Here is a 21,693-nt window from a genome sequence, read left to right on the forward strand (position 1 = left end):
GGCGAGAAGGGCTGGACCAACAGCGTGCTCGCGTCGTACACGAACACCAACGTGTCGGATACGCGCATCTACAGCGCGCGGGTCGGCGTGCAGCGCACGCGCACCGGCCAGTTCATCGACTATTCGTATTCGTTGATGTACTACCAGGACCGGCTCGACCAGAACGGTGCGGGGCCGACCACGAGCCGCGCGCTGGTGCCGCAATGGGCGTGGACCCGCCGCAACGTCGACGATCCGCTGTTCCCGCGCTCGGGCAACCTGATTCACGCGGAGGCCAGCTTCGCGGTCAAGCACGTGCTGGCCGACGAAACCTTCATCCGCGGCTACGCGCGCGGGCAGCAGTACGTGCCGATCGGCAAGCGCGACCTGTTCGTGTTTCGCGCGGAGCTCGGCGGCGTGTTCACGAGCGGCAGCTCGACCGGCGTGCCGGCGTCGCTGCTGTTCCGCGCCGGCGGCTCGAACTCGGTGCGCGGTTACGGCTACCAGAGCATCGGCAACAGCGTCGACGGCTCCGTGTTGCCGACCAAGTACCTGATGACGGGGACGGCCGAATACCAGCACTGGTTCAACCGCGACTGGGGCGCCGCGACGTTCTTCGATATCGGCACCGCGACCGACGCGTGGGGCGAACGCGTGTTCTACCCGGGCGTGGGCGTCGGTGCGCGCTGGCGCAGCCCGGTCGGCCCGATCAACGTCGACGTCGCGTACGGGCTGCGCAACCACAGCGTGCGCCCGTACCTGACGCTCGGCATCGCTTTCTGAACCTGCCGCCCTATTGACGACGACCCGCACGACGAACCGCATGACGAAGGACCCGAACGACACGCCGCCGCCTCACGATCCGGATACGCCCGACGGCGCGCCCGGTACGCCGCCGCGCGCGCCGCGCCGCGGCCGCGCGTGGCGCGCCGTCGCGTGGACGCTCGCGACGGTCGTGCTGCTCGTCGTGCTGGCGGCGGGGCTCGTGCTGGGTGCGGTGACGACCGAGCGCGGCACGCGGCTCGCGTGGCAAGTGGCCGGCAAGGTGCTCGGCACGCGGCTCGCGGGCACGCTCGAAGGCGGCTCGCTCGCGACCGGCGTGCGCTTGCGCGGATTCGCGTGGACCAGCCCCGACGGCACCGGCACCGAGGTCCGCATCGACCGGCTCGACGGTCGCTGGGCCCTGACGCGCGCGCCGTGGCGGCTGTCCGTCGCCTATCTGCGCGCCGGCACGATCGACGTGCGGATCGTGCCCGGGCCGTCCACGCCGAGTAAGACGCCGCAGGACCTGAGCCTGCCGCTGCAGGTGCGGATCGACGACCTGCGCGTCGATCGCCTCGCCATTCACGAAGGCACGTCGACGACGCAGCTCGACCATCTCGCGCTGAACGGCCGCAGCGACGGCCGCCATCATGAACTCGTGCTCGAGGGCGTCGATACGCCGTACGGCGCGCTGACCGCGCGCGCGAAGCTCGATGGCGTGAAGCCGTTCGCGCTGACGGGCGATGCGACCTACGTGGGCAAATTCGCCGATGAACCGGTCAACGCGAGCGCGAACGTGTCGGGGTCGCTCGAAGCGCTCGTCGCCGACGTCTCCGCGAGCGGGATGAAGCTCAACGGGCGCGCGCACGTCGAGGCCGCGCCGTTCGGCACGGTGCCGCTCACGCGTGCGTCGCTCGCTTTCGACCACGTGAACCCGCAGGCGCTGTCGCCCGGCGCGCCCGCGGCCGATCTCGCGGTGCGCGCGGAACTCGCACCGGTGAGCGCGCCGGCCGGCTCGGCACCCGCGAAGGGGTTCGCGGTGACGGGCCCGGTGTCGATCGTCAACGCGAAGCCGGGCACGCTCGGCGACCATCTGCTGCCGTTGATCGACGCACACGCGAGCGTGCATCTCGACGCGCACGCGCAGCGCATCGACGATCTCGCGCTGAAGCTGATTCGCGACGGCAGCGTGACCGGCGGCGGCACGCTCGCGGGCGGCAAGGGCCGCTTCGACCTGAAGGTCGCGAACCTCGACCTGAACGCGTTCGTCGCCGAGTTGCGGCCGATGCGCCTCGGCGGCCCGCTCGGCGTGACGCTCGCGGGCGACGTGACGACCGTCGATTTCAACCTGAACGACCCGAAGCTCGCGCTGGGCGCGCGCGCCAAGGTCGCGCTGACGAAGCAACAGACCGTGCTGACCGACACGCGCGTGACTGCGGCCAAGGGGCACATCGACCTGACGGGCGTGTTCCGCCACGACGCGCATTCGACCTATGACGCGAAGGCGACGCTCACCGCGTTCGATCCGCTGCTGCTCGCCGCGATGAGCACGCCGAAGGCAGGCGGCGGCAAGGCGCCCGCAAAAGCGGCCAAGGCGCCGGCCAGGCACGGCGAGACGCGCGTGTCCGGCACGCTGACCGCGTCGGGCGCGTTCGCGCCGCAGGTGTCGACGAAGGCGACCTTCAAGCTCGCCGACAGCCTGTACGACGGCGTGCCGCTGACCGGCGCCGGCGTCGTGCAGCTCGCCGGCTCGCGAATCCTGCCGAGCAACGCGAACCTGACGATCGCCGGCAACCACGTCGACCTGCGCGGCAGCTTCGGCGCGCCCGGCGACCGGCTGCGCTTCGTCGTCGACGCGCCGCAACTCGATCGGCTCGGCTTCGGCGTCGAAGGGCTCGTGCAGGCGCAGGGCGACCTGACCGGCAGTTTCGCGCATCCGAACGTGACGGCCACCTACAAGGCCGAGCACGTCGTCGTCGGGTCGAACCGGATCGGCACTGCCCAGGGCCGCGCGGACATCCGCGACGGCGCGCACGGCGCGCTCGTGTTCACGGCCGACGCGTCCGACATCGCGCTCGGTTCGTTCAAGCTGAAGTCGTTGCGCGCGAACCTCGACGGCACGCGCGCGAAGCACACGCTCGACGCCTCGGCGCTCGGGGTGGCCGGCGGCCGCGTGATCGACCTCACGCTGGCGGCGAACGGCGGCGTGGTCGAGAGCCGCGACGGCATGCGCTGGGACGGCACCGTCACGCGGCTCGCGAATCGCGGCACGCCGGCGCTCGCGCTGCAGGCGCCGCTGACGATATCGGCGGGCGCCGGCCGCGTGACGCTCGGCGCGACACGGCTCACGCTCGAAGGCGCGGCGATCGACCTGAAATCGTTCGTGTTCGATCGCGGCCAGATGCGCTCGGCCGGTTCGGTGACCGGCGCATCGGTCGCGCGTTTCCTCGAGGTGCGCCAGGCGCTGACCGGCCAGCGGCCGCCGGTGCGGACCGACGTCGTGCTCGATGCCGACTGGGATTTCTCGCTCGGCGCGAACGCGACGGGCTATGTGCAGGTGAAGCGCCGCGGCGGCGACGTGACGATCGAGACCGGGCGCGGCATCGCGTCGCTCGGCCTGACCGACCTGTCCGCGCGCGCGAGCTTCGCGCCCGGCAACCGGCTCAACGTGACCGCGCTCGCGAAGGCGAGCCGGATCGGCACGCTCGACGCAAACGTCACGGTGCCGTTCGCGCTGCGCGACGGCGTGTTCGGCATCGTCGACGACGGCCCGCTGACGGGCCGCATCGACGCCGACATCCCCGCGCTGAAGACCACCGGCAACCTGCTCGGGCCGAGCTACCTGCTCGGCGGGCGTGCGGCGCTGAAGCTGACGGTGTCCGGCACGCCGGTAAAACCGAACCTGTCGGGGACGCTGACGGGCGACGAGCTGTCCGCGACGCTAATCGACCAGGGCGTGCAGTTGAAGGACGGCATCGTGCGCGTGAAGCTGTCGGACAACCTCGTCGAATTCCAGCAGGTCGAGTTCCACGGCGGCGACGGCACGCTGCGCGCGCTCGGCCGCGTGCGCCTTGACGGCGAGGCGCCGGACCTGACCGCCAGCATCGTCGCGGACAAGCTCGAACTGTTCGCGGCGCCGGACCGCAAGCTGTCGCTGTCGGGCAAGGCCACCGTCGCGAACGACGGGCCGCGCGGCGCGCTGGCGATCGACGGCAAGTTCGTCGTCGATCGCGCGCTGTTCGACCTCCCGGAGCAATCGGCGCCGCACCTGTCGGACGACGTCGTGATCGTGCAGCCGGACGGCACGGTGCGCGGCGAGACGCCCACCGGCACCGCGGCCGCGAAGCCGAAGCCGGTCGAAAACAAGCCGGCGCCGTCGCTGGCGCCGCGCGCGAACATCGACGTCGGGCTCGGCAACAACTTCCGCTTCAAGGGGCACGGCGCGGATCTCGGGCTGCGCGGCACGATCACCGTGATGAGCGCGCCGGGCGTGCCGCTACGCGCGGTCGGCAACGTGCGCGTGACCGAGGGCTCGACGTACACGACGTTCGGCCGCAAGCTCGCGATCGAGAACGGTTTCTTCACGTTCAACGGCCCGGTGTCGAACCCGGGCGTCAACATCCTCGCGATGCGGCGCAACCAGGAGGTCGAGGCCGGCGTGCAGGTGACGGGCACGATCCAGTCGCCGACGGTGAAGCTCGTGTCGGAGCCGAACGTGACGGACAACGAAAAGCTGTCGTGGCTGCTGTTCGGGCACGGCACCGACCAGGGCAACAACGTCGGTCAGCAGGGCGCGATGACGGCGGCGCTCGGCCTGCTCGGCAGCGTGACCGGCAAGCGCGTCGCGCAGACCTTCGGCCTCGACGAGGTGTCGGTCGGCCGCAGCGAGGTCGGCCTGACCGATCCGCAGGTCGTGCTGGTGTCGAAGGCGATCAACGAGCGGTTCGTGCTTGGCTTCGAGCAGGGGCTGCAATCGGCGAGCAACGCGTTCAAGGCGACGATCAACCTGACGCGCTTCTGGTCGGTGTCCGCGTACGGCGGCACGTTCCAGGGTGTCGACCTGAACTACACGCGGCGCTTCGACCGGTGGTTCGGGCAGCGGTGACGAACGGCGAGGCGTACCGGGCAGCGATAAAAAAGCCCCGCACGATTCAAATCGTGCGGGGCTTTTTTGCTCAGCAGGCAGCCGCGCGTTCCGCTTACTTCACGCGCATGCCCGGCTTCGCGCCGCTGTGCGGCTCGAGGATGTAGAGGCCCGGTTCCGCCTTCTCGTCGGTGGCCGACGCGGCGAGCACCATCCCTTCGGACAGGCCGAACTTCATCTTGCGCGGCGCGAGGTTCGCGACCATCACCGTCAGCTTGCCGACGAGCTGCTCGGGCTGGTACGCGGACTTGATGCCCGAGAACACGTTGCGGGTCTTTTCCTCGCCGACGTCGAGCGTGAGCTGCAGCAGCTTGTCCGAGCCTTCCACGGCCTTGCATGCGACGATCTTCGCGATGCGCAGGTCGATCTTCGCGAAATCGTCGATCGAGATCGGTGCGTCGTCGGCGCCGTTCGCGGCGGCCGGCTTCGCGTTCGCCTTCGCGTTGTTCTTCGCATCCTTCGCGGCGTTCGCGCTCGCGGCGGCCGCACCCGTCGTTTCGGCCTGCAGCGAATCGCGGTTCGCGGCGAGCAGCGCTTCGAGCTGCTTCGCATCGACGCGCGTCATCAGGTGCTGGTACGCCTTGATCGGCTGCGCCGACGACAGCGGCTTCGCGGCATCGGCCCACGCGAGCGGCGCGATCCCGAAGAACGCCTCGACCGCAACGGCCACGCGCGGCATCACCGGCTTCAGCGCGAGCGACAGCAGGCGGAACGCCTCGAGGCTCACGCTGCAGGTTTCGTGCAGCGCGACCGCGTTGGCCGGATCCTTCGCGAGATCCCACGGCTTCGCGCCGTCGACGTACGCGTTCACTTCGTCCGCGAGCTCCATCGTGTGGCGCAGCGCGCGGCCGTATTCGCGTGCTTCGTAGCTCGCGGCGATCTGCGGAATCGCATCGCGCAGCTTCGCGACGAGCGGATGATTCATCGCGCTGTCCTGCACGCGGCCGTCGAAACGCTTGAGCAGGAAGCCGGCCGCGCGGCTCGCGATGTTCACGTACTTGCCGACGAGATCGCTGTTCACGCGCGCCTGGAAGTCGTCGAGGTTCAGGTCGATGTCTTCCATCGTCGCGTTCAGCTTCGCCGCGAAGTAGTAGCGCAGCCACTCGGGGTTCAGGCCCGTGTCGATGTAGCTCTGCGCGGTGATGAACGTCCCGCGCGACTTCGACATCTTCGCGCCGTCGACCGTCAGGAAGCCGTGCGCGAACACGTTGGTCGGCGTGCGGTGGCCCGAGAACTCGAGCATCGCGGGCCAGAACAGCGTGTGGAAGTACAGGATGTCCTTGCCGATGAAGTGATACTGCTCGGCCTTCGAACCCGGGCGGATCCACGCGTCGAAATCGATGCCGTTACGGTCGCACAGGTTCTTGAAGCTCGCGTAGTAGCCGACCGGCGCGTCGAGCCACACGTAGAAATACTTGCCGGGCGCGCCCGGGATCTCGAAACCGAAATACGGCGCGTCGCGCGAGATGTCCCAGTCGGCGAGCTTGGCTTCGCCGGCGTCGCCGAGCCATTCGCGCATCTTGTTGGTCGCTTCGGGCTGCGCGAGGCCGCTCACCCATTCGCGCAGGAACGATTCGCAGCGCGGGTCGGACAGGCGGAAGAAGTAGTGCTTCGAGGTCTTGCGCACCGGCGTCGCGCCCGACACGACCGAATACGGGTTCAGCAGTTCGGTCGGCAGGTACGTCGAGCCGCACACTTCGCAGCTGTCGCCGTACTGGTCCTTCGCGTGGCACTTCGGGCACTCGCCCTTGATGAAGCGGTCCGGCAGGAACATCTCCTTCACCGGATCGTAGGCCTGCTCGATTTCGCGTTCGGCGATCAGGCCGGCTTCCTGCAGCGCGAGATAGATCTTCTCGCTCAGCACGCGGTTCTCGTCCGAATCGGTGGAGTAGAAGTTGTCGAACGACACGCCGAAGCTGTCGAAGTCGCGCTTGTGCTCCGTCCACACGCGCTCGATCAGCTGCTTCGGCGTCAGGCCTTCCTTCTCCGCGCGCAGCATGACCGGCGTGCCGTGCGTATCGTCGGCGCCGATGTAGTAGACCTCATGGCCATGCATTCGCAGCGTCCGCACCCAGATGTCGGTCTGGATGTACTCGACCAGGTGGCCGATGTGGATCTGCCCGTTGGCATAGGGCAGTGCGGACGTAACGAGGATCTGGCGGCTGCCTTGCGGCGCCGCGGCCTGCACGGAAGTGAGGTCGGATGCGGACATAGGGTCTGGAGAAGAACAGCGGGAAAAACGACGGGAAACCGCGATTCTAGCAGGGGGCGCGGGCCAGCGCGGCGGGCAAGCGCCGCGGGCCGGACGCCGGAACGACCAAGGCCGCTCGCGCGGCGTACCCGGCGGCGACATGTTGCGACGCAACATGAATTCTGCGGGCAAAAAAAACCGGGGCGGATACGGCCCCGGAGCAACAACGACAAGAGGAGAATGGTGACGCGCCGGCAACACCAGCCGCGTACCGTAAATACTGACCACGGCCTGCGACAGAAGTTCGAAAATTTTTTCGATTCGTTACCGGCCCCGCCGAAAGCCTTGTGCGGCGGGGCTGTGCGGGCAGGGCGCCCGCACGTTTCCTCTCGTGGTCGCGCTTATTGATGCTGTTGCGGCGCGCGCAGGTAGATCTCGACGCGGCGGTTCTGGGCGCGGCCGGCCTCGGTCGCGTTGTCCGCGATCGGGTTCGACGGACCCATGCCTTGCGCCGACAGACGGCCGCCGTTCACGCCGCGCTGCACGAGCGCGTTCACGACGCTTTGCGCGCGGTTCTGCGACAGCGTCTGGTTCAGCTGCGCCGAGCCCGTGCTGTCCGTGTAGCCGACGATCGACGCCGTCACTTGCGGGTTCTGGTTCAGCGTCGTCGCCAGGTCGTTCAGCAGCGGCGTGAACGCCGGCGTGATCGCATACTGGTTCGTCGCGAACGTGACCGAGCTCGGCACGTTCAGCTTCAGCGAGCCGTCCGGCTGCTCGGTGACTTGCGTACCCGTCTGCGCGGCCGACGGCGCGAGCTTGTTCTTGATCGCTTGCCAGTTGTAACCCGTCACGCCGCCGACCAGTGCGCCGACGCCCGCGCCGATCGCCGCGCCCTTGCCGCCACCGGCCAGTGCGCCGATGCCCGCGCCCAGCGCCGCACCCGTGCCGGTGCCGACGGCCGTATTGTTGCCTTGCTGCGTGGCGCAGCCTGCCAGCAGTGCGCCGGCGAGTGCGAAGGCGGACAGGCGAGTCGCGATTTTCATGTTCATCTTGGATTCCTCTCTTGGTTGAACGAGTCGACAACGACGACAAACAACAGTCATGGCTCCCTGCGCGGGCCGTCCGAAAAAGGAAGGCCGGCCTGCGCTCGCGGCAGCCACCGAGGCGGTCGCATGCCCTGTCCGTCAGCGTGGCTGTTCGGGCAGCGCGACGCGTCAGCCTCTACAATATAGGCGGTGAGTGGCCGATTTGGCCCTATAGCATGCCGCACGCGAAGAGTGCGCCGGGTCGCGCGTTCGCGCAATGGCGTGCAACAGATTCTTTCACTTTTCCCGAATTTCGCCGCGAAATTTGATATTTTTTGACGTTTTGCGCGCGAGAAAAACGTTTTCACGGAGTCTTGATGAGCATTGACCGGGCCCAAGTCGACGCCGCGCTGGCGGCAGTCGTCGACCCCAATACCAGCCGCCCGTACGCGGCGAACAAGGGCGTGCGCAACGTCGCGATCGAAGGCGACGTCGTGGCGCTCGACGTGGTGCTCGGTTATCCGGCGCGCAGCCAGCATGACGGCGTGCGCATGCGCGTCGCCGCGGCGCTCCAGGCCGTGCCGGGCGTGCGCGACGCGCGCGTCGCCGTGTCGCAGGAGATCGTCGCGCATACGGTGCAGCGCGGCGTGAAACTGTTGCCGAACGTGAAGAACATCGTCGCGGTCGCGTCGGGCAAGGGCGGCGTCGGCAAGAGCACGACGGCGGTGAACCTCGCGCTCGCGCTGGCTTCGGAAGGCGCGTCGGTCGGCATTCTCGACGCCGACATCTACGGCCCGTCGCTGCCGACGATGCTCGGCATCCACGGCCAGCGCCCCGAGTCGCCGGACAACCAGTCGATGAACCCGCTCGTCGGCCACGGGCTGCAGGCGAACTCGATCGGCTTCCTGATCGAGGAAGACAACCCGATGGTGTGGCGCGGCCCGATGGCGACGTCCGCGCTCGAGCAGCTGCTGCGCCAGACCAACTGGCGCGAGCTCGACTACCTGATCGTCGACATGCCGCCGGGCACGGGCGACATCCAGCTCACGCTCGCGCAGCGCGTGCCCGTCACCGGCGCGGTGATCGTCACGACGCCGCAGGACATCGCGCTGCTCGACGCGAAGAAGGGGCTGAAGATGTTCGAGAAGGTCGGGATCCCGATCCTCGGCATCGTCGAGAACATGAGCATTCACATCTGCTCGAACTGCGGCCACGAGGAGCACATCTTCGGCGCCGGCGGGGCGGAGCGGATGGCGAAGGATTACGACGTGACCGTGCTCGGCAGCCTGCCGCTCGACATCGCGATCCGCGAGCGGGCCGACAGCGGCACGCCGACGGTCGCGGCCGATCCGGAAGGCGCGCTCGCGCGTCGTTACCGCGACATCGCGCGCGGCGTCGCACTGGCGATTGCCGAGCGATCGCGCGACATGACGTCGAAGTTCCCGTCGATCGTTGTTCAAAATACGTAAAACCCTTGCGGGGCGGGGCCTCACGCTGTTGGCGGCGCCGCGAGGCGCGGTATCATGGCGACTTTCCCCGGGTCCCTTTACCCGCCCGGCGCGGCCGTCGTCTCAAACGGCGGCCGGCCGGCATGAGGATCGAATGAAACAACGACATCACGGCGTGCGCGCCGGCCGCGCGCGGCGCGCGCTGCTGGCCGCCGCCGCGCTGGGCCTGCTGGCCGGCTGTACCTCCTTTTCCTCGTCGCACGAAAAACGGGCCGACGCGCAACTGCAGCCGACGGTCGGCTCCCAGGCGCGCGGTGCGGTGACGTTCGTCGAGCGCCCGGACGGCGTGCAGGTCACCTACAACCTGGTTGGCCTGCCGCCGAACAGCGATCACGCGCTGCAGGTGCACGAGCGCGGCGACTGCAACGCGGGCGACGGCTCGAGCGCCGGCCAGGTGTTCGCGCCGGCCGCCGACCGGCTGCGCGCGGGCGCGCGCGTCGCCGGCGATCTCGGCAACATCCACGCGGATGCGAACGGCGTCGCGGCCGGCTTCATCGTCGCGCCCGATCTGGCCCTCGACGGCGTGCGCTCGGCGATGAACCGCGCGGCGCTGGTGCACCGCGACGCGAGCGACCCGGCATTTGCACAGCATGGCGCGGGGCCCGCGCTGGCCTGCGGCGTGATCCGTTGACGGCTGCCGCGTGCATGGGCCGATGATCGCGTAAAATGTGCGCCTTTCCCGGCCGCCGCCTCGCGCGAGCGGCCCTCTCAGATTGTCACGCAGCGTTTCCAGGCGCCCTGATATGAGCATCAAGTCCGACAAATGGATTCGGCGCATGGCCGAAGAGCACAAGATGATCGAGCCGTTCGTGCCCGATCAGGTCCGCGCGTCCGAGGACGGCCGCCGGATCGTCAGCTACGGCACGTCGAGCTACGGCTACGACATCCGCTGCGCGGACGAATTCAAGATCTTCACGAACATCAACTCGACGATCGTCGATCCGAAGAACTTCGACGAGGGTTCGTTTGTCGATTTCAAGGGCGACGTGTGCATCATCCCGCCGAACTCGTTCGCGCTGGCCCGCACCGTCGAATATTTCCGCATTCCGCGCACCGTGCTGACGGTCTGCCTCGGCAAGTCGACCTACGCGCGCTGCGGGATCATCGTCAATGTGACGCCGTTCGAACCCGAGTGGGAAGGCTACGTCACGCTGGAATTCTCGAACACCACACCGTTGCCCGCGAAGATCTACGCGAACGAAGGCGTCGCGCAGGTGCTCTTCTTCGAAAGCGACGAGGTGTGCGACGTGTCGTACGCCGATCGCGGCGGCAAGTATCAGGGTCAGCGCGGTGTCACGCTGCCGAAAACCTGATCTGGTTGCATAACGTCTCACCAGTTTCCGGGTGACCGCTGCGCGTGACGCGCCGCGGTCGTTCTTTTTGGAGAATCGCCCATGAAGTTTCGTTTTCCCGTCGTCATCATCGACGAAGATTTCCGCTCCGAGAACATCTCGGGCTCCGGCATCCGGGCGTTGGCCGAAGCGATCGAGAAGGAGGGCGTCGAAGTCCTCGGCCTCACGAGCTACGGCGATCTGACGTCGTTCGCGCAGCAATCGAGCCGCGCGTCCTGCTTCATCCTGTCGATCGACGACGACGAACTCATGCTCGGCGAAACCGGCCCGGACGGCGAGTTGCCCGAGCTGGCGACCGCGATCATCGAGCTGCGCGCGTTCGTCACCGAAGTGCGCCGCCGCAACGCGGACATCCCGATCTTCCTGTACGGCGAGACGCGCACGTCGCGGCATCTGCCGAACGACATCCTGCGCGAACTGCACGGCTTCATCCACATGTTCGAGGACACGCCGGAGTTCGTCGCGCGCCACATCATCCGCGAGGCGAAGGTCTATCTCGATTCGCTCGCGCCGCCGTTCTTCAAGGAGCTCGTCAAGTACGCGGACGAAGGCTCGTATTCGTGGCACTGCCCGGGTCACTCGGGCGGCGTCGCGTTCCTGAAGAACCCGCTCGGCCAGATGTTCCACCAGTTCTTCGGCGAGAACATGCTGCGCGCGGACGTCTGCAACGCGGTGGACGAACTCGGCCAGTTGCTCGACCACACCGGCCCGGTCGCGGCGTCCGAGCGCAACGCGGCGCGCATCTTCAGCGCGGACCACCTGTTCTTCGTGACCAACGGCACGTCGACGTCGAACAAGATCGTCTGGCACGCGACGGTCGCGCCCGGCGACATCGTGCTGGTCGACCGCAACTGCCACAAGTCGATCCTGCACGCGATCACGATGACGGGCGCGATTCCGGTGTTCCTCACGCCGACGCGCAACCATTTCGGCATCATCGGGCCGATCCCGCGCGACGAATTCAAGCCGGAGAACATCCGCAAGAAGATCGAGGCGAACCCGTTCGCGCGCGAGGCGCTGCGCGAGAACCCGGACATGAAGCCGCGGATCCTGACGATCACGCAGAGCACGTACGACGGCGTGGTCTACAACGTCGAGATGATCAAGGACCTGCTCGGCGACCTGCTCGACACGCTGCACTTCGACGAAGCGTGGCTGCCGCACGCGACGTTCCACGATTTCTACCGCGACATGCACGCGATCGGCGACGGCCGTCCGCGCACGGGCGCGCTCGTGTTCGCGACGCATTCGACGCACAAGCTGCTCGCCGGTATCTCGCAGGCGTCGCAGATCGTCGTGCAGGATTCGGAGAACCGCACGTTCGACAAGCACCGCTTCAACGAGGCGTACCTGATGCACACGTCGACGAGCCCGCAGTACGCGATCATCGCGTCGTGCGACGTCGCGGCCGCGATGATGGAGCCGCCGGGCGGCACCGCGCTCGTCGAGGAATCGATCGCCGAGGCGATCGACTTCCGCCGCGCGATGCGCAAGGTCGACGCCGAATACGGCGACGACTGGTTCTTCAGCGTGTGGGGCCCGGACAACCTGTCCGAGGAAGGCATCGGTTCGCGCGAGGACTGGATGCTGAAGCCGAACGACCACTGGCACGGCTTCGGCCCGCTCGCGGAAGGCTTCAACATGCTCGACCCGATCAAGGCGACGATCATCACGCCGGGGCTCGACGTCGACGGCGAGTTCGGCGAGACGGGCATTCCGGCCGCGATCGTCACGAAGTACCTGGCCGAGCACGGGATCATCGTCGAGAAGACCGGCCTGTATTCGTTCTTCATCATGTTCACGATCGGCATCACGAAGGGCCGCTGGAACTCGATGGTGACCGAGCTGCAGCAGTTCAAGGACGACTACGACAACAACCAGCCGCTGTGGCGCGTGCTGCCGGAATTCGTCGCGCAGCATCCGCGCTACGAGCGCGTTGGCCTGCGCGACCTGTGCACGCAGATCCACGACGTGTACCGCGCGAACGACATCGCGCGCCTGACGACCGAGATGTACCTGTCGGACATGGAGCCGGCGATGAAGCCGTCGGACGCGTTCGCGAAGCTCGCGCACCGCAAGATCGACCGCGTGCCGCTCGACGAGCTCGAAGGCCGCGTGACGAGCATCCTGCTGACGCCTTACCCGCCGGGCATTCCGCTGCTGATCCCGGGCGAGCGCTTCAACAAGACGATCGTGAACTACCTGCGGTTCGCGCGCGACTTCAACGAGCGCTTCCCGGGCTTCCACACCGACATCCACGGCCTCGTCGCGGAAGAGGTGAACGGCCGCGTCGAGTACTTCGTCGACTGCGTGCGCGACTGATGGCGGCGCGCGGACGATTCCGGACGATGCGCGCGGCGCTGGCCGCGCTCGTCGTCTGGGCGGCAGGATTGGCGGGGCTCGCCGGCGCGGGCGTTGCTCATGCGGAAGTCGCGGCGGCCGACCCGATCGACGTCGCGATGCGGCAATGCTTCGCGCGGCGCGACCGGTCGTCGCCGGCCGGCCAGATCCAGTGCATGGGCGAAGCGCAGCAGCAGTGGCAGGCAGTGATGGACGGCGCGTACCAGCGCCTGTTGAAGGATGCGCCTGCCGACGCGAAGCGCGGCTGGCAGGACAGCCAGCGCCGCTGGCTCACGTGGCGCAAGGACGAAGTGCTGCTGCTGAAGGCCGTGTACGACACGACGCGCGGCAGCGCGTATGCGATGTCGAGCGCCGACCTGCAACTGCAGCCGGTGCGCGATCGCGCGCTCGCGCTGCGCGGGGCGGCCGATCGCTATGCGCCGCCGCCCGCCGCCGTGCCGGTCGCGGCGACGAGCGGTGCGCAGGGCGGTGCGGGTGCGGTGGCGCCGGCCGGCGCCAAGCCGGCGAACGCGCCGCGCGATCCGGCGATCCGCCGCGTGCGGCCGTGCGTGCAGGACGCCGCGTGCGAACACGCGGTGTTCGACCTGAACCGCTATTACCGGAAGCTGCACCGCAAGATGCCCGCGCATTCGGCGGCGACGCTCGTGCGCGCGCAGCGCGCATGGGTGGCGTTCCGCGATGCGACCGCGCCGCTCGTCGGCGAGGACGGACGCGTCGACCTGATCGGCGCGCGCATCGCGACGATGAAACGATTGTCGGAGACGGCCGGCAATCGGTAGGCATCGCGGCGATGCCGGCGAGCCGGCGCGGCAACGCAAAACGGGCACCCTCGGGTGCCCGTTTGCATGGGGGCGGCGCGTGCGCCGCTTACGCGGGCTGCCGCGTGTCCAGACGGCCGAACCACGACGGCACGAGCGCGACCGCGTCGTCGAGCGACGCGAGCACGTGCAGGCTCAGCGCGACGATCTCGGGCGTCGGCGCCTTCAGGTCGGGCACGGTGACGACCGCGGCGCCGGCGCCGGCCGCCGACAGCGCGCCGAAGTCGCTGTCCTCGAACGCGACGCAGGCCTGCGCCGGCACGCCGAGACGCTCGGCCGCGAGCCGGTAGACGGCCGGGTCGGGCTTGCCGCGCGCGACTTCGTTGCCGCCCGCGATCGCGCGGAAGAACGGCAGCACGCCGACCGCGTCGAGCCGCGCGCGGATCACGTCGGTCGCGGACGACGACGCGACCGCGCACGGAATGCCGGCCTGCGCGAGTGTGTCGAGCAGCGCGAGCGCGCCCGACTTCAGCGGAAACTTCGGATGGGGTTCGGGTGCGGCGAGTTGCTCGCGCACGCGGATGCGCACCGCGTCGAACGTATCGGCGTCGCCGATCAGCCGCGCGAGGATCACCTGGCCTTCGGCGAACGAGCGGCCGACGATCTGCAGGTAATCGATCTCGGTCAGCACGACGCCGTGCGCGTTCGACACGTCGATCCACGTGTTCATGATGGTCCGCTCGGAATCGACGAGCAGGCCGTCCATGTCGAAGAGCGCGGCGGAAAAGGTCATCGGGGGCATCCGTGAAGCGGTGAAGCGGAAAGGCGACGGGCGGCGCGACCGCCGCCCGAATGAAAAACGGACGCCGAAGGCGTCCGTGGCTGCAGGCCGTTACTTGCCGATCGCGGCGCGGGCAGCCTTGACGGCCGCGCGCACCTGGTCGGGCGCGGTGCCGCCCGGGTGATTGCGGCTCGCGACCGACCCTTCGAGCGTCAGGTAGCCGAACACGTCGTCGCCGATCAGGTGCGCGACGTTCGGCAGTTCCTGCTTCATTTCGTCGAGCGTCAGGTCGGCGAGATCGATCCCGCGGTCGTCGCAGATCTTCACCGCGTGCGCGACGGCTTCGTGCGCGTCGCGGAACGGCAGGCCGCGCTTGACCAAGTAGTCGGCGAGGTCGGTGGCGGTCGAGAAGCCCTGCAGCGCGGCCGCGCGCATCGCGTCCGGCTTCACGGTGATGCCGGCGACCATTTCCGCGAAGATCCGCAGCGTGTCGGCGACGGTGTCGACCGTGTCGAACAGCGGTTCCTTGTCTTCCTGGTTGTCCTTGTTGTACGCGAGCGGCTGGCCCTTCATCAGCGTGAGCAGCGCCATCAGGTGGCCGTTCACGCGGCCGGTCTTGCCGCGCGCGAGCTCGGGCACGTCCGGGTTCTTCTTCTGCGGCATGATCGAGCTGCCGGTGCAGAAGCGGTCGGCGATGTCGATGAAGCCGACGCGCGGGCTCATCCACAACACGAGTTCTTCGGAGAAACGCGACACGTGCGTCATCACCAGCGCCGACGCCGCGGTGAATTCGATCGCGAAGTCGCGATCGGACACCGCGTCGAGCGAGTTCGCGCAGATGCCGTCGAAGCCGAGCGTCTTCGCCACTGCATGACGGTCGATCGGGTAGCTCGTGCCCGCGAGCGCGGCCGCGCCGAGCGGCAGGCGGTTCACGCGGGTGCGGCAGTCGCGCATGCGTTCCGCGTCGCGCGTGAACATCTCGACGTATGCGAGCAGGTGGTGGCCGAACGTGACCGGCTGCGCGACCTGCAGGTGCGTGAAGCCCGGCATGATCGTGTCGGCGTTCTGTTCCGCGAGGTCGATCAGCGCGCCGCGCAGGTCGTTCAGCAGGCCGCCGATGCGGTCGATCTCGCCGCGCAGCCACAGGCGGATGTCGGTCGCGACCTGGTCGTTGCGCGAGCGGCCCGTATGCAGGCGCTTGCCGGCATCGCCGATCAGCGCGGTCAGGCGCGCCTCGATGTTCAGATGGACGTCTTCCAGGTCGAGCTGCCATTCGAATTCGCCACGCTCGATCTCGCCCTTGATCTGCGCCATCCCGCGTTCGATCGCGGCCAGATCGTCGGCGCTGATGATCTTCTGCGCGGCGAGCATGTTCGCGTGCGCGAGCGAACCGGCGATGTCGACGAGCGCGAGGCGCTTGTCGAAAAACACCGACGACGTGTAGCGCTTGACCAGCTCCGACATCGGTTCCGAGAAGCGGGCCGACCAGGCCTCGCCCTTTTTGTGCAGTTGGGACGTCATGGCGATTCTTCGAAGGGGAGTTGGGCGGCCGTGCGCCGCCGAGGGAATCCCGCGATTCTAACATTCGCGCGGCGGGCGACCGGCGACCGGCGACCGGCGGCGGGCGGCGGGCGGCCGGCGCGGGTGCGGGCGGCGGCGCGCTCAGTCGCGCACCAGCACGACGAGCTTCAGGTCCTCGCGGTGCGCGGGCTTCAGCGTGATCTGCTGGTACACGAGGCGGCCGTCGGCCGGATGGTCGAATTCCCGCAGGCCGCCTTCGCGCTCGAACACGTCCTGCGACGCCCAGTACTGCGCGAACGCGTCGCTGCCGGCCGTCAGCGCGTCGATTAGCGCGCGCGTCGGCGCATCGGTCAGGTGGCGGATCGCGTCGGCGCGGAATTCGGCCGCGAGCCGCCGCGCGCGGGTTTCCCAGTCGACGATCAGCGTGCGGGCGGCCGGCGACATGAACGTGAAGCGCAGCAGGTTGCGGTCGTGCTCGCCGTCGAGCCAGCCGGAAAAGAGCGCGGCGGCCGGCGCATTCCACGCGAGCGCGTTCCATTGACGGTCGAGCACGTAGGCGGGCGTCGCGATCGCGGCGACGGTCGCGCCGAGCGTCGGCGGCAGGTCGCCGCCCGCGACGTCGGGCTCGGCCGGGTCGCGCTGCGCGGCCAGCTCGAACAGGTATGCGCGCTCGGCCCTGGACAACTGCAACGCGACGGCGATCCGGGCGAGCGCGTCGGCCGAGGCCGACACGGGCCGGCCCTGTTCGATCCACGTGTACCAGGTCGGGCTGACGCCGCACAGTTGCGCGACTTCCTCGCGCCGCAGGCCCGGCGTGCGGCGGCGCGGGCCGGGCGGCAGGCCGACGGCCTGCGGCGACAGCCGCTCGCGGTGGGCGCGGATGAATTCGCCGAGCGCGCGGGCGGGCGTGGCGTCGAGCGGCGGGACGGGGGCGGAGGACGGCTGGTTCATGCGGAAACGGCGAAGTGGAGGCGAAAACGCGGCAACGATCGAACGATCAGACAGGTGGATCGAATACCAGAATAACTGCTTAACTTGTACTGGTACAAGCGCAGGCCTATTGTAGCGGCTCGCGCGCTGGCAGGGCAGCGCGCGTCCCACAAAACGTTGCACGGGGCCGGGTCGCGCGCGGATGCGCCGGGTTCGGCCGACTGCATCCAGGAAAGGAGCGAACGATGAAACATCACGACCAGGTCGCCGACGCATTCGGCACGACGGCCGCCGCCTATCTGACGAGCACGGTTCATGCGACGGGCGCCGACCTGCAAACGCTCGCCGACGCGGTGCGTGCGACGCCCGCCGCCGCGGTGCTCGATCTCGGTTGCGGCGCCGGCCACGCGAGCTTCGCGGTCGCGCCGCACGTGCGCGACGTGGTCGCGTACGATCTCGCCGCGCCGATGCTCGAGACCGTCGACGCGGCCGCGCGCGAGCGCGGGCTCGCGAACATCCGCACGCAGCAGGGTCCGGCCGAGCGGCTGCCGTTCGACACCGCGACGTTCGACTGGGTCGTGAGCCGGATGAGCGCGCACCACTGGCACGACATGCGCGCGGCGCTCGCCGAGGTGCGCCGCGTGCTGAAGCCGGGCGGCCGCGTGCTGATGATCGACATCGCGGGCAACGACCATCCGCTGCTCGATACGTATCTGCAAGCCGCGGAAGTGCTGCGCGACGCGTCGCACGTGCGCGACTACCGCGCGGACGAATGGCTCGCGATGTTCCGCGCAGCCGGTTTCGACGCGCAGGTGCACAGCCGCTGGCGGCTGCCGATCGATTTCGACACGTGGGTCCGGCGCATCCGCACGCCGGCCGACAGCGTCGCCGGCATTCGCGCGCTGTGGGCGCATGCGCCGGACGAGGTGCGCGGCTATTACGCGGTGCAGCCCGACGGTTCGTTCGAGCACGATGCGTTGCTGATCGACGCGCACTGAGCGTGCGGCGCGCGCCGCGCCGTTGCGCCATTTCGCATTTCGTCGTCGCATGAAAAAAGCCGCGATACGCAGGAACGCGTATCGCGGCTTTCGTTCTCCCGGCCGGCGCCGACCACGCCCGGCGCCCGCACCGCGCGCCGATCAGCCGGTGTTGCGCAGGCCGGCCGCGATCCCGTTGATCGTCAGGTGAATCCCGCGGCGCAGCCGCGCGTTCGTGTCGCCCGCGCGGTGACGCTTGATCAGTTCGACCTGCAGGTGGTTCAGCGGATCGAGATACGGGAAGCGGTTCTTGATCGAGCGCGCGAGCAGCGGGTTGGTCGCGAGGCGGCCTTCGTGCCCGGTGATTTCCGCGAGCGCCCGCGACGTGCGCTCCCATTCCGCGACGATCCGCTCGAACACGTGCTTGCGCAGCTTGCGGTCGGACACGAGCTGCGCATAGCGCGACGCGACCGCGAGATCGGTCTTCGCGAGCACCATGTCCATGTTCGACAGCAGGTTCGCGAAGAACGGCCAGGTCTTGTTCATCTTCTTCAGCAGCGTCACGCGTTTCGCGCGTTCGGCGTCGTCCTGCGCGCCGTCGAGATACGCGCTCACCGCGCTGCCGAAGCCGTACCAGCCGGTCAGCAGCAGCCGGCACTGGCCCCACGAGAAGCCCCACGGAATCGCGCGCAGATCCTCGATCCTGCGCTGCTTCGGATCCTGCAGCTTGCGCGACGCCGGGCGGCTGCCGATGTTCAGCTCGGCGATCTCGGTGATCGGCGTCGACGAGAAGAAGTAGTCGGTGAAGCCCGGGGTTTCGTAGACGAGCGCGCGATACGCGGCCATCGCCGAATCGGACAGCGTCTGCATCGCGGCCTCGAACGCGGGCAACTGCGCCGGCGCGTTCGATTGCGGCAGCAGCGACGCCTCGAGCGTCGCGGCGACGACCGTCTCGAGGTTGCGCCGGCCGATCGACGGGTTCGCGAACTTGCTCGCGATCACCTCGCCCTGTTCGGTCAGGCGGATCTGGCCGTTCACGGTGCCCGGCGGCTGCGACAGGATCGCCTGGTAGGTCGGGCCGCCTCCGCGGCCGACCGTGCCCCCGCGGCCGTGGAACAACCGCAGCGTGATCTTGCGCTCGCGGAACAGGTCGACGAGCGCGAGTTCCGCGCGATACAGCTCCCAGTTCGACGTGAGGAAGCCGCCGTCCTTGTTGCTGTCCGAGTAGCCGAGCATCACTTCCTGTTCCGCGCCCTGATGCGCGATCAGCGCGTCGATGCCCGGCAGCGCGAAGTATTCGCGCATGATGCGCGACGCGTCGCGCAGGTCGGGAATCGTCTCGAACAGCGGGATCACCATCAGGCTGTTGCGCGCGTCGCTGCCCGGCACGCCGAGCGTGCCTTCGAGCAGGCCCGTCTCCTTCTGCAGCAGCAGTACCTCGACGAGGTCGCTGACGGTTTCCGTGTGCGAAATGATGTAGTTGCGCACCGCGCGCGCACCGAATTGCGCGCGGACCTCGCGCGCCTTCTCGAACACGCCGAGCTCGCTTTGCGCGAGCGCCGAGTATTCGATGTACGGCGAGCGCAGCGGGCGCGGATCGGCGAGCGCGGCGAGCAGCACGCGCAGCTTGTCTTCCTCGGCGAGCGCCGCATAGTCGGCCTCGACGCCCGCCCGCGCGAACAGTTCGGCCACCACCGCCTCGTGGATGTCGGAACTCTGGCGCAGGTCGATGCTCGCGAGATGGAAGCCGAACACTTCGGCCGCGCGCACGAGCGGCGCGAGGCGCGGGGCGGCGAGCGACGCGCCGTGGTGTTCGTCGAGCGACGCGGTCAGCACCTTCAGATCGGCGACGAACGCTTCGGAATCCTCGTACGGGATCGCGCGCACCGGCGGCGCGCCGCGGCCCGCGCTGCGCACCGGCACCGTGCCTTCGCCGAGACGCACGCGCGCGCTCGCGGCGAGCCGCGTGTAGATGCCGATCAGCGCGCGGCGATACGGTTCGTCGACGCGATGCGGCGACTGGTCGGGCGATGCGGCCGCGAGCGCCTTCACCGCGTCGTTCGCGCCGACCAGCAGGTTCGACACCGACAGCTCGGCGCCGAGCTTGTGCACCTGTTCCAGATAGTGCTCGAGGATCACCGCGGCCTGGCGGTTGATCGCCTCGTCGAGCGTCGCGGCCGTCACGTTCGGGTTGCCGTCGCGATCGCCGCCGATCCAGCTGCCCATCTGGAAGAACGCGGGCACGCGCGCCGACAGGCCGTGCTCGGCGAGCGCGGCCTCGATGTCGCCGTACAGCGCGGGCAACTCGTCGAGGAACGTCGCGCGATAGTACGACAGCGCGTTCTCGATCTCGTCGCCGACCGTCAGGCGCGCGTCGCGCAGCATGCGCGTCTGCCACAGCGCGGTCACGCGCGCGCGCAGCATCGCTTCGTTGTACTGGCGCTCGCGCGCGGTCAGCTCCTGGTCGCGCTCGGCGAGCAGGCGCGCGATGTCGTGCTGCGCGTCGAGGATGCTCTTGCGCTGCACTTCGGTCGGGTGTGCGGTCAGCACCGGCACGATCAGCGCATCGTCGAAGAAGCGCTGCAGCAGGCGCTTCGACGCGTTGCCGGTGGTTTTCAGCTGGTCGAGCGCGTACGCGACCGTGCCCGGCTGCGGCGCGGAGCCGGCCAGCGCGTGGATGCGGCGGCGGCGGTTGTGGTGGCGGTCTTCCGCGATGTTCGCGAGGTGCGAGAAATAGCTGAACGCGCGCACGACGCTCACCGTCTGCTCGGGCGTCAGCTTGCGCAGCTTCTTCTCGAGCGTCTGCGCGGCTTCGCTGTCGTCCTCGCGGCGGAACTTGACCGCGGTCTGGCGGATCGTCTCGACCACGTCGAACACCGTATCGCCTTCCTGTTCGCGCACGACGTCGCCGAGCAGGCGGCCGAGGAAGCGGATGTCCTCGAACAGCGGGCGATCCTTGTCGTCGCGCGTGCGGGTGCCGGCCTTCGGCGCGACGGCATTGCGGGCGGGGCTCGCGGCTTTCGTCGCGCGTTTTGTCTGACGTATCGGGTCTTTCGGTTTCGTTGCCGTGGATTTCGTTGCCGTTTTCGCACGGCCGTTCGCGGCGGTGGCGACGGTGTCCGTCGAGGCATCGGGGGAGGGCAAGGCAGCATTGCGGCGCGCCGTACGCGCCGATCCGGAAGACTTCACGATGGGTTTCCTTGGGAAAGCTCGAGTCAAAAGGAACTGCGGAAACTGCGGGAACTGCGGTCAAGCAACCAGCTACGTGCGGCACATCCGCACAACGGCGCCGCGACCCGCGCGGAAGCAGGCCGGGCGCAGGCTCCGGGCCCGGGCGGGCCGGGGCGTGCGTGCTACCATTGTTCGATCTTCAATCCCGTCCTTCGATGTTCCAGCAATGAATT

General features: G+C 68.8%; 14 protein-coding genes. 8 read left to right on the forward strand and 6 right to left on the reverse strand.

All coding sequences use genetic code 11. From position 1 onward, the window contains the following. Positions 1–762: autotransporter assembly complex protein TamA (locus AC3IFE_RS10570; RefSeq protein ID WP_489190475.1), on the forward strand; the 762-nt coding region annotated here is incomplete at its 5' end. 40 nt (positions 763–802) lie between these two features. After that, positions 803–4,846: a translocation/assembly module TamB domain-containing protein gene (locus tag AC3IFE_RS10575; protein WP_489190476.1), complete on the forward strand. Its 4,044-nt coding sequence runs from the start codon at positions 803–805 to the stop codon at positions 4,844–4,846. Between the two features lie 94 nt (positions 4,847–4,940). Here the strand turns inward: AC3IFE_RS10575 and metG are convergent, their stop codons facing one another. Together metG and AC3IFE_RS10585 are read right to left on the reverse strand one after the other, a co-directional pair. Beyond that, positions 4,941–7,097, reverse strand: coding sequence for a methionine--tRNA ligase (gene metG, locus AC3IFE_RS10580; RefSeq protein WP_489190477.1), 2,157 nt, complete (start codon positions 7,095–7,097; stop codon positions 4,941–4,943). A gap of 380 nt (positions 7,098–7,477) precedes the next feature. After that, entirely contained in the window at positions 7,478–8,125 is a 648-nt protein-coding gene (locus AC3IFE_RS10585) for a YiaD family glycine zipper/OmpA-like lipoprotein (protein WP_089468181.1), read from the reverse strand. 353 nt (positions 8,126–8,478) lie between these two features. Between AC3IFE_RS10585 and apbC the strand changes: the two genes are divergently transcribed. The 5 genes from apbC to AC3IFE_RS10610 all read left to right on the forward strand — a co-directional run bounded on the left by apbC (position 8,479) and on the right by AC3IFE_RS10610 (position 14,101). Further along, positions 8,479–9,570, forward strand: a complete 1,092-nt coding sequence (gene apbC, locus AC3IFE_RS10590) for an iron-sulfur cluster carrier protein ApbC (protein ID WP_089468180.1) — start codon at positions 8,479–8,481, stop codon at positions 9,568–9,570. 133 nt (positions 9,571–9,703) lie between these two features. Beyond that, a complete protein-coding gene (gene sodC / locus AC3IFE_RS10595) occupies positions 9,704–10,240 on the forward strand; it encodes a superoxide dismutase [Cu-Zn] (protein ID WP_048989052.1) in 537 nt (178 codons plus the stop codon). A gap of 112 nt (positions 10,241–10,352) precedes the next feature. After that, on the forward strand, positions 10,353–10,922 hold the full coding sequence (gene dcd, locus AC3IFE_RS10600) for a dCTP deaminase (protein ID WP_006398615.1): 570 nt from the start codon (positions 10,353–10,355) through the stop codon (positions 10,920–10,922). A gap of 81 nt (positions 10,923–11,003) precedes the next feature. Further along, positions 11,004–13,283, forward strand: coding sequence for an arginine/lysine/ornithine decarboxylase (locus AC3IFE_RS10605; protein WP_006497175.1), 2,280 nt, complete (start codon positions 11,004–11,006; stop codon positions 13,281–13,283). Continuing rightward, positions 13,283–14,101 (forward strand): lysozyme inhibitor LprI family protein, encoded by an 819-nt coding sequence (locus AC3IFE_RS10610; protein ID WP_489190478.1) that lies wholly within the window; start codon positions 13,283–13,285, stop codon positions 14,099–14,101. Before AC3IFE_RS10605 ends, AC3IFE_RS10610 begins: the two co-directional genes overlap by 1 nt. Before the next feature lie 88 nt (positions 14,102–14,189). Here AC3IFE_RS10610 and AC3IFE_RS10615 read toward each other — a convergent pair whose 3' ends face one another. The 3 genes from AC3IFE_RS10615 to AC3IFE_RS10625 all read right to left on the reverse strand — a co-directional run bounded on the left by AC3IFE_RS10615 (position 14,190) and on the right by AC3IFE_RS10625 (position 17,333). Next, the gene (locus AC3IFE_RS10615; protein ID WP_489190479.1) at positions 14,190–14,873 is read right to left on the reverse strand and encodes an HAD family hydrolase; all 684 of its coding nucleotides are present in this window, start codon (positions 14,871–14,873) and stop codon (positions 14,190–14,192) included. A 99-nt stretch (positions 14,874–14,972) separates the two neighbouring features. Beyond that, the gene (gene argH / locus AC3IFE_RS10620; protein WP_069620362.1) at positions 14,973–16,382 is read right to left on the reverse strand and encodes an argininosuccinate lyase; all 1,410 of its coding nucleotides are present in this window, start codon (positions 16,380–16,382) and stop codon (positions 14,973–14,975) included. Positions 16,383–16,523: 141 nt separating this feature from the next. Continuing rightward, positions 16,524–17,333 (reverse strand): helix-turn-helix transcriptional regulator, encoded by an 810-nt coding sequence (locus AC3IFE_RS10625; RefSeq protein ID WP_089468177.1) that lies wholly within the window; start codon positions 17,331–17,333, stop codon positions 16,524–16,526. Between the two features lie 224 nt (positions 17,334–17,557). Between AC3IFE_RS10625 and AC3IFE_RS10630 the strand changes: the two genes are divergently transcribed. Next, positions 17,558–18,310: a class I SAM-dependent methyltransferase gene (locus AC3IFE_RS10630; RefSeq protein WP_489190480.1), complete on the forward strand. Its 753-nt coding sequence runs from the start codon at positions 17,558–17,560 to the stop codon at positions 18,308–18,310. A 141-nt stretch (positions 18,311–18,451) separates the two neighbouring features. Here the strand turns inward: AC3IFE_RS10630 and ppc are convergent, their stop codons facing one another. Continuing rightward, positions 18,452–21,478, reverse strand: coding sequence for a phosphoenolpyruvate carboxylase (gene ppc / locus AC3IFE_RS10635; RefSeq protein WP_489190481.1), 3,027 nt, complete (start codon positions 21,476–21,478; stop codon positions 18,452–18,454). Positions 21,479–21,693: the final 215 nt, after the last annotated feature.

The sequence above is a fragment of the Burkholderia sp. APQ4-4ca genome (assembly GCF_057837105.1).